The sequence below is a fragment of the Nocardia sp. NPDC058497 genome, assembly GCF_042720195.1.
GTDB lineage: Bacteria > Actinomycetota > Actinomycetes > Mycobacteriales > Mycobacteriaceae > Nocardia.
On sequence record NZ_JBHXMY010001016.1, the window covers coordinates 1 to 1,209 of the forward strand.

Annotated in this window: 2 protein-coding genes; one reads left to right on the forward strand and one right to left on the reverse strand. The window is 65.4% G+C overall.

Annotated elements, in window-relative coordinates:
• The first annotated feature begins 37 nt into the window (after positions 1-37).
• On the forward strand, positions 38-277 hold the full coding sequence (locus tag ACFWPJ_RS33355) for a hypothetical protein (RefSeq protein ID WP_378857585.1): 240 nt from the start codon (positions 38-40) through the stop codon (positions 275-277).
• Positions 278-440: 163 nt separating this feature from the next.
• On the opposite strand, the gene ACFWPJ_RS33360 is transcribed toward ACFWPJ_RS33355, so the two are convergent.
• Positions 441-1,209 (reverse strand): ESX secretion-associated protein EspG (locus ACFWPJ_RS33360; protein ID WP_378857587.1); only part of this gene is annotated, 769 nt, incomplete at its 5' end.

Genomic DNA, 1,209 nt, shown 5'->3' on the forward strand with positions numbered 1-1,209 from the left:
GGTTCGCGCAGCGGCATACCGATACGAAGGAGTCGCGATGAGTCACCACGAGTTCACGCTGGTTCTCGACCACACGCCGTCCGATGACGAACTCGACTCGCTGTACGAAGCGGGACTAGATGATTCGACGCCGGAGTTCGGGCCACGAGCGACCCCGGTACTGCACGTACATCGCGATGCCGACTCGTTGGCATCGGCCATCGTCAGTGCCGTCGAGCAGACCGAGGCAGCCGGGTTTGCCGTAGTTGGTGTGCAGCTGCACGAAGGAAGGGCATGATGACGGATTCGCCCGACCATGTGGCGTGGCCGTCGTACGACGGTGTAGATCAGCTGCCCACCGAGTTGGATCTGACTGACGAGGAGCTGAGCCGCGCGAGCCAGGTCGTAGATAGGGCCAGACCAGGTCCGATCCCAGCAGAGCTGGCGGTGCGCGGACCCGGTCAGTGGGAGCGGTAGGCGCCTTGGCGTGCCTTGGTGGCGGTTGTGGTGAGGATTGAGGCGAGGGTGGCCTGGAGGCGGGTGGGGGTGGTGGGTTTGGCGATGAAGGTGGTTTCGCCGTAGAAGACGTAGCGGCCGTCGTTGGTGAGGTCGTGGAGTTGGAAGTCGTCGCGGCCTTCGGTGTGGCGGTTGTCGACGCTGCCGTGGGCATAGACGCCGATGTGGGTGAGGGTGTCGGTGGGTTTGGCGAGGAAGGTTTCGAGTTGTTCTCGGGGGGTGGGGTTCCACGGGTCGCGGACGTGCGGGCGCGGGGCCGCGAGTTCTGCTGCGGTGACTTTGATTTCGCGGCCGTTTCCGGGGGCGACCTTGGGAAGCGTGGAAAGTACTGCTGCGGCGAGTGTTTCGGGGGCGAACAGTCGGAGGGTGATATCGCCCGCGTTCGCCTCGTCGCCGGGGGCTTGAACGGCCAGCGCGGCGTAGTTGTCGCGGGTGCCGCCGTATGCGCGGATAGTCCTTGTGCCACGGGAGGATCCGGCGACCTCGACGCGTACGTGCGGGGCCAGCATGGCCGCGACGGCGTAGTCGAGGTTGGTGTCGAACTGGGCCTGCAGCGACTCGGCGGCCTTGCGGCGGAGCCGATCGGTATCAGCGCGGAAATCGGTCGTGTGACGATGGTGCAGGGGGTACGGGAGCACGTCGCGGCCCGTCGCTTCCCACAGCGTGCGGAACTCTAGTGCGGTGAGATGCCATGTGTGCAAGGAAGATCTACTC

What these genes read in the sequence shown, in the direction of transcription:
- ACFWPJ_RS33355 (WP_378857585.1), top strand. Translation starts at nt 38, where the DNA reads ATGAGTCACCACGAGTTCACGCTGGTTCTCGACCACACGCCGTCCGAT.